Origin of the sequence: Streptomyces sp. NPDC046215 (assembly GCF_040646215.1) — a bacterium.
Classification (GTDB): domain Bacteria; phylum Actinomycetota; class Actinomycetes; order Streptomycetales; family Streptomycetaceae; genus Streptomyces; species Streptomyces stramineus.
This window is the reverse complement of record NZ_JBEYZW010000162.1, coordinates 1-5,812: the sequence shown is the minus strand read 5'-3', so window position 1 is coordinate 5,812 and position 5,812 is coordinate 1. Positions and strand designations below refer to the sequence as shown.

Here is a 5,812-nt window from a genome sequence, read left to right as displayed (position 1 = left end):
TTCTCCAGCCCACAACCTGGCACTCCCAAGGTCCCCACCCATAACCACACCAACGACCGACCTGCCCACCCGTCACAGCAAGGACCGTTGCAGTATTAGGGCGTGTCTTACGGATCAGCCCGGGGCCGCGACGCCCGGCACGGCACCTCGCCGCGTTGTCGCATCACCCGAGTACGCCCAGTACGCGGGAGATGCTCCGCCTTGCGAGCTACCGCACCGGACGCCGCGGCCCGATCCGGGCTGATCCGTAAGACACGCCCTAAGGGCGCGGCTCCGCGCGGGCGGCCGTGCCGCGGGTGACCTGCCTCACGCTCCCCCGGCGGGCTCCTCGGCGGGCCGCTTCCCCCGGCCGCCCGGGTGCGAGACTGGGGGCGGTGAGGTACGGCATGCCGCCCGGGGCCGGTGCAGCGGGTGCGGTCGCAGAGCGTGGAGGAACAGAAAACATGCAGGTCGGAGACCCGTCGTGAGACTGCTGCACACCTCCGACTGGCACCTGGGGCGGTCCTTCCACCGGATGAGCCTGCTGCACGCCCAGCGGGACTTCATCGACCACCTCGTGCGCACCGTGCGGGAGCACGACGTCGACGCGGTGCTCGTCGCCGGGGACGTCTACGACCGGGCCGTCCCGCCCCTCGCCGCCGTCGAGCTGTTCGACCGGGCGCTGCACCGGCTGGCCGGCCTCGGCGTGCCCACCGTCATGATCTCCGGGAACCACGACTCGCCCCGCCGCCTCGGGGTCGGCGCGGGACTCATCGAGCGGGCCGGCATCCACCTGCGGACCGACCCGGCGGCGTGCGGGACCCCCGTCGTCCTCTCCGACGCCCACGGCGACGTCGCCTTCTACGGGCTCCCCTACCTGGAGCCCGCCCTCGTCCGCGAGGAGCTCGGTGCCCGCGGCGCCGGCCACACCGCCGTGCTGGAGGCCGCCATGGCCCGGGTGCGGGCCGACCTCGCCGCGCGGCCCGCGGGCACCCGGTCCGTCGTCCTCGCGCACGCCTTCGTCACGGGCGGGGCCGTCAGCGACAGCGAGCGCGACATCACCGTCGGCGGCGTCGCCTCCGTGCCCGCCGAGGTCTTCGACGGCGTCGACTACACCGCCCTCGGCCACCTCCACGGCTGCCAGGCCCTCACCGAGCGCGTCCGCTACTCCGGCTCGCCCCTCGCCTACTCCTTCTCCGAGGCCGACCACCGCAAGACGATGTGGCTGGTCGACCTCGACGGGGACGGCGCCGTGACCGCGGAGCGGCTCGACTGCCCGGTGCCGCGCCCGCTCGCCCGCCTCCGCGGCCGTCTCGACGACCTGCTCGCCGACCCGCGCCTGGAGCGGCACGAGCAGGCGTGGGTCGAGGCCACCCTCACCGACCCGCAGCGGCCGGACGAGCCCATGGCCCGGCTCGCCGCCCGCTTCCCGCACGTCGTCAGCCTCGTCCTCGAACCGGACCGGGCGCCGGAGGACCCGCTCGCCTCCTACGCCCAGCGGCTGCGCGGCCGCGACGACCGGCAGATCGCCGAGGACTTCGTCGCCCACGTGCGCGGCGGGCGGGGCCCCGACGACGCCGAGCGCGCGGTGCTCACGGCCGCCCTGGACTCTGTGCGGCTCGCCGGGGCCGAGACCCTCCCGGAGGAGGCCCGATGAGGCTGCACCGGCTCACCGTCACCGCGTTCGGGCCCTTCGGCGCGACGCAGACCATCGACTTCGACGAGCTGTCGGCCGGCGGGATCTTCCTGCTGCACGGGCCCACCGGCGCGGGCAAGACCTCCGTCCTCGACGCCGTCTGCTACGCCCTCTACGGCGTGGTGCCCGGCTCCCGCCAGGGCAGCGGGCTGTCGCTGCGCAGCGACCACGCCGCCCCCGGGACGCTCACCGAGGTGACGCTCGACCTCACCGTCGGCGGTCGCCGCCTGGAGATCACCCGGCGGCCCGAGCAGCTCCGCCCCAAGAAGCGGGGCACCGGCTCCACCCGCGAGAAGGCGTACAGCGCCCTGCGCGAGCGGACCGGTAGCGGCCCGTGGGAGGGGCTCAGCCGCTCCCACCAGGAGATCGGCCACGAGATCGAGGAGCTGCTCGGCATGAGCAGCGGGCAGTTCTGCCAGGTGGTGCTGTTGCCGCAGGGCGACTTCGCGCGGTTCCTGCGCGCGGAGGACACCGCCCGCGGCAAGCTGCTGGGCAAGCTCTTCGACACGGGCCGCTTCGCCGCCGTCGAGGACCGCCTCGCCGAGCTCCGCAGGGCCGCCGAGAAGCAGGTCGTCCAGGGCGACGAGCGGCTGCTGGCCCTGGGCCACCGGATGCGGCAGGCCGCGGCCGACCCGTCGCTGCCCGAGGTCGGCACGCCGGCGCCCGCGACGGCCGCGCCGCGCGGGCCCGGTGCCGCCGTCCCGGCGCAGCGCGCGGCCGGGCCGGCCCTCGCCCCCGGCGAGGCGGGGCTGGCCGAGGCCGTGCTGGAGTGGGCGGCCCTCGCCCGGACGAACGCGGCGGAGCGCCGCACCATCGCCGCGTCCGCCGCGCACGCCGCCGAGGCGGCGCACGACGCCGCGCGCCGGGCCGTCGACGAGGCGCGCGAGCTGGACCGCCTCCAGCGCCGGTACGCCGGTGCCCGGCGGCGTGCCCTCGCCCTGGAGGAGCGGCGCGGGGAGGCCGAGCGGGTGCGCGGGCGGCTGGAGCGGGCGCGGGCCGCCGGGACGGTCGTCCCCGTTCTGGAGGCCCGGGAGCGGGCCGGGCGGGTGCTGCGCGACGCACTCGACACGGAGCGCCGGGCGCGGGAGCGGCTGCCGGCCGGGCACGCGGACAGCGGTACCGAGGCGCTGGCGGCGCTGGACCGGCGGCTGCGCGAGGAGCTCGGCTCGCTGTCCGCGGCCCGCCGCGCCGAGGCGCGGGTCGCCGCCCTCACCGCCGAGCGCGCCGGCCTGGACCGCGAGGCCCGCCTGGACGAGGACGTCGTCGCCGAGGCGGCCGACTGGCTCGCCGGCTGGGAGGCCCGGCGCGCCGCCCACGAGCGGCGGCTGGAGGCCGCGCGGGAGGCGGCCACCCGGGCGGCCCGGCTGGAGGGCGAGCTGGCCCCCGCCCGGCAGCGCCTGGAGGCCGCCCGCGAGCGCGACCGCCTGGCGGGCCGGGCCGCCGAGGCCGAGGCGCGGCTGCGGGAGGCCCGTGAGCGGGCCGGCGCGGCCCGCGAGCACTGGCTGGACCTCAAGGAGCGCCGCCTGCTCGGCTTCGCCGCCGAGCTGGCGGCCGGCCTGGCCCCGGGCGAGGCGTGCAAGGTGTGCGGGGCCACCGAGCACCCCGACCCGGCGCGGACCGCGGCCGACCACGTGGACCGCGGCGACGAGGAGCGCGCCCTGGAGTCCTTCCGGCGGGCCGACGCCGCGCGCGAGGAGGCCGAGCTGCGGCTGCGCGCGCTGCGCGAGTCCCTGGCCGCGGCCACGGCCGGCGCCGGCACCGCCGGCGTGGCCGAGCTGGCCGCGCTAGCCGAGGGCGTCCGGCGTTCCTTCGCCGAGGCGCGGGAGGCCGGCGCGGACGCCCACGCGGCACGTGAGGCGCTGGAGGCCGCGGCGCGCGAGTACGAGTTGCGCCGCGGGGAGCAGCAGGCGGCTCAGCTGCGCGGCACCGCGCGCGCCGCCCACCGGGAGCGGCTGGACGGTCAGCTGGCGGCGCTGGAGGAGGAGTTGGCCGTCGCGCGCGGCGGCGCGGAGTCCGTGGCGCGGCGCGCGGAGCTGCTGGAAGGGCAGTTGATGCGGCTCGCCGACGCGGCCGGGGCGGTACGGGCGGCGGAGGGGGCCGCGGAGCGGCTGAAGGAGGCCGACGACCGGCTCGCCGACGCCGCCTACCGCGCGGGCTTCGACAGCCCGCGGGCCGCGGCCGCGGCCGTGCTCTCCGCCGCGGAGCAGCGGGAGTTGCAGGACCGTCTGGAGCGGTGGCAGCGGGAGGAGGCCGAGGTCGCGGCGGAGCTGGCCGACGCGGTGGCCGCGGACGCCGCCGCGCGGCCGCCCGCCGACCCGGAGGCCGCGCTGGCCGCCGCCGACGCCGCGACGGGCGCGCTGCGCCGGGCCTCCGCCGAGGACGCCGCCGCCCGCACCCGCTGCGAGGAGCTGCGCCGGCTCTCCGCCCAGGCCGTCGCGGACGCCCGCCGGCTGGCCCCGCTGCGCGAGGAGCACCACCGGGTGGCGGGCCTGGCGGCCCTGGCCGCCGGGACCTCCGCCCACAACGAGCGCAAGATGCGTCTGGAGTCCTATGTGCTCGCCGCCCGCCTGGAGCAGGTGGCGGCGGCCGCGACGGTCCGGCTGCGGCGGATGTCCTCGGGGCGCTACACCCTGGTGCACTCCGACGCCCGCTCCGGCGGCCGGGGCCGTTCCGGCCTGGGCCTGCACGTCATCGACGCCTGGACGGGCAACGAGCGGGACACCGCGACCCTGTCGGGCGGCGAGACGTTCTTCGCGTCGCTGGCCCTGGCCCTCGGGCTCGCCGACGTCGTCACGGAGGAGGCGGGCGGGGTGCGCCTGGACACCCTGTTCATCGACGAGGGCTTCGGCAGCCTCGACGAGCAGACCCTGGACGAGGTGCTGGACGTCCTGGACTCGCTGCGCGAGCGGGACCGCACGGTGGGCATCGTCAGCCACGTCGCGGACCTGCGGCAGCGCATTCCCGCCCAGCTCCAGCTCGTCAAGGACCGGACGGGCTCGGCGGTGCGGCACCGCACGGCGGCGGTCAGCGGCTGAGGGCCCGGCGGGGCAGCGGGGAGGAGTAGACGACGCTGGTGGTCACCGACCCGAGGGCACCGATCCGCCCGGCGACCTCCTCCAGGTGCCGCATGGAACGGGCCGCGACCTTGATGACGAAGCAGTCGTCGCCGGTGACGTGGTGCGCCTCCAGGATCTCGGGCGTCGACCCCAGCAGGTCGTGGAAGGGCTTGTAGTTGCCGTTGGGGTACCGCAGCCGCACGAAGGCGAGAACGGGCAGCCCGAGCTTCTCGGGGTCGACGACGGCGGTGTAGCCGCCGATGACGCCGGCTTCTTCCAGCCGGCGGACGCGTTCGGTCACGGCGCTGGAGGACATGTTCACGGTGCGCGCCAACTCGGCGAAGCCGGCGCGCCCGTTGCTCTGCAGAGCGTCGAGGATGCGCCAGTCGGTGGCGTCGGGGGAATAGCCGGTCATGTGCGATGTCTAGCAGGGAAAACGGCGGGTGAACAGGGGGTTTGCCGGGGATCACATGCGCCCTGCGGGGAGGGACCGGGGGGGTGGTTTGTGGTGGGTGGGGGTGGGAGTGGCCGGTACGGCTCTTGTGTGGCGGGGGCGGCGGTGTCGCCTGGGTGCGCTCCAGTCCCCCGGGGGCTGCTGCCTGGCTACCCTGACTGCCGGGGCCCCGGCATCGGCCGCTTTCCGGCGGCCGGGCTCGTGCACGTCACCTGACCGGTTTCCGAGTTCAGCTCCGGTAGTACTGGGGTGAGCCGTCGAGTCGCTGGGCCCGTTGCTTACTGAGGGGCACGATGCGGTGTGTGTCCCGGCATTCTTCGCAGGCGTAGTAGTGGCGGGCGGCGCAGTCGCCGTCGACCGTTCCGACCGCGACGGTTCCCTCCTGGTTCTTCTTGCACCACGAGCACCACCTCACTGTGGCGCGTCCTCTCTTGTGGTCAGTTGCCACAGGGCGTACGGGTCGCACAGCATCCGCTCGTGGTCCGGGGCGGGCAGCAGCCAGTAGGGGCCTGGTGGTGTTGAGCAGGGGGGTGGTGGCACGGTGATGCTGTGTGCCGGGCCGAAGCAGGGGGCGTCGCCGTCCCATCCTTCGGCGGTGCGCGGTGGTACGAGGGCGTAGTACCAGCC

General features: G+C 76.6%; 4 protein-coding genes and 1 pseudogene. 2 read left to right on the top strand and 3 right to left on the bottom strand.

Annotation, left to right across the window (positions count from 1 at the left end; genetic code table 11):
• Nucleotides 1-463 precede the first annotated feature (463 nt).
• A complete protein-coding gene (locus tag ABZ951_RS33390) occupies nucleotides 464-1,636 on the top strand; it encodes an exonuclease SbcCD subunit D (protein WP_344098205.1) in 1,173 nt (390 codons plus the stop codon).
• Nucleotides 1,633-4,710 carry an SMC family ATPase gene (locus ABZ951_RS33385; RefSeq protein ID WP_361281712.1) on the top strand — a complete coding sequence of 1,026 codons (3,078 nt, stop codon included), beginning with the start codon at nucleotides 1,633-1,635 and terminating at the stop codon, nucleotides 4,708-4,710. The genes ABZ951_RS33390 and ABZ951_RS33385 overlap by 4 nt, the downstream gene beginning before the upstream one ends.
• Here ABZ951_RS33385 and ABZ951_RS33380 read toward each other — a convergent pair.
• The 3 genes and pseudogenes from ABZ951_RS33380 to ABZ951_RS33370 all read right to left on the bottom strand — a co-directional run.
• The gene (locus tag ABZ951_RS33380) at nucleotides 4,700-5,146 is read right to left on the bottom strand and encodes an Lrp/AsnC family transcriptional regulator (RefSeq protein WP_344098218.1); all 447 of its coding nucleotides are present in this window, start codon (nucleotides 5,144-5,146) and stop codon (nucleotides 4,700-4,702) included. The two genes, ABZ951_RS33385 and ABZ951_RS33380, sit on opposite strands and share 11 nt — an antisense overlap.
• A gap of 268 nt (nucleotides 5,147-5,414) precedes the next feature.
• Nucleotides 5,415-5,600 (bottom strand): hypothetical protein, encoded by a 186-nt coding sequence (locus ABZ951_RS33375; protein WP_344098220.1) that lies wholly within the window; start codon nucleotides 5,598-5,600, stop codon nucleotides 5,415-5,417.
• Nucleotides 5,597-5,812: pseudogene (locus tag ABZ951_RS33370) on the bottom strand (hypothetical protein); the annotation flags it as partial. The pseudogene ABZ951_RS33370 and the gene ABZ951_RS33375, both read right to left, overlap by 4 nt.